2 protein-coding genes and 1 pseudogene are annotated in these 1,188 nt (G+C 55.1%); 2 read left to right on the forward strand and 1 reads right to left on the reverse strand.

Translation table 11 applies throughout. From position 1 onward, the window contains the following. Positions 1-97: 97 nt before the first annotated feature. Positions 98-247 (reverse strand): annotated as a pseudogene (locus tag KUL93_RS11760) (Rpn family recombination-promoting nuclease/putative transposase); the annotation flags it as partial. Between the two features lie 331 nt (positions 248-578). Here KUL93_RS11760 and cas2 point away from each other — a divergent pair. Further along, positions 579-854, forward strand: a complete 276-nt coding sequence (cas2, locus tag KUL93_RS11210; protein WP_217127118.1) for a CRISPR-associated endonuclease Cas2 — start codon at positions 579-581, stop codon at positions 852-854. 211 nt (positions 855-1,065) lie between these two features. Then, the coding region (locus tag KUL93_RS11765; protein WP_217127119.1) for an AAA family ATPase at positions 1,066-1,188 on the forward strand (123 nt) is incomplete at its 3' end.

The following is a 1,188-nucleotide window of genomic DNA, read 5'->3' on the forward strand; positions in this document are numbered from 1 at the left end:
ACACAACTCGCCTCCTGATGAACATCATCAGAGGCAGGGTAACGAAGGTGGGTCAATTTCGATGGCCAAGGTGGGTCATTTTTACATGGCCATCGACATCTGAGACGTAGCTGGCGTTTACCCGCTCGAGGGTCGAAAAGTCGAGCGTCTGCACCCAAGGCTCGGGAACGAACCCGATGAGCAGATCGCGCACCATCTCGGGATGGGCAAAAAGGAGCTTGTAGCCGGTATCGTGTTCTTGGGTCATCACAAGCAAGAAGGGGGCAACCGGTTCGATTTTACGGCACTGCGGACAAAGCGCGGCGCGAGCCAAATTGCGCAAATTTCTTACAGAAATTCGGAACCTCTTTTGGTCGACACGGTTATCCCAACCGGTTGGGCTTATCGCCTGGCATACGTTTTTACAGAAATCATTTTTTCTTCATTTGAAGAAATCGCTCTTTCTGGGTCGGGAAACAGCAGAAAGCAAGTGCAGCGGGCGATTGACGCTGAGAAGCGCCTTAGCAATGGCTAGTGGAGCAAAATTGTTGGTGTTTCGTCGTTGTGTGGGTAGAGGGACGGAAACGCCAAGGGATGCGATGGCCCATACTGTGATCTGCGCCTATGATATCGCCGATGATCGGGAGCGTGCGCGGGTTGAGCGCGTGGCGTCACGCTGGGGGCGCCGCATCCAGAAAAGCGTGTTTTGGATTCCGTTGGCATCGCGCCACCAGCGTAATCGTCTGGTTCATGAGTTGCGCGGGCTCGAAATCAAGAGCGGTTCCGTCTTGCTCATTCCGGCGCCCAGATGGCAAACGGTGGTAACGGTGGGCGATGATGTGCTCGACCCGGCAAGTCACGCGTGGATCGCCTAGTGTGCGGCCAAGCTGCCTGTTTTCGGTTTGCGTACGTTTTGCGATGCGGTACCGTGTTGGGGTCGACACTGTTATCCCAACCGGTTAGGCTTTTCTTTTTTTACGGAAATACGGTTTTCTAGAATAACGATTCGCGCAGCCGTTTGGTGCGCGGGCCGAGGGCACTTTTTGTGCGACAATGAACCCAACGAGCGGTTGGTAAGAAGCGGCCATGACCAGTAGCGCGGCCTCCCTTGTGCGTCGCAAACTCCCGATCGGGATCCAAACCTTTCGCGAAATCCGCGAAGAGGGCTACTACTACGTCGACAAAACGGCGTACGCCTGGCGGCTTGTC

It is taken from the genome of Hydrogenophilus thiooxidans (assembly GCF_019049855.1).
Classification (GTDB): Bacteria; Pseudomonadota; Gammaproteobacteria; order Burkholderiales; family Rhodocyclaceae; genus Hydrogenophilus; species Hydrogenophilus thiooxidans.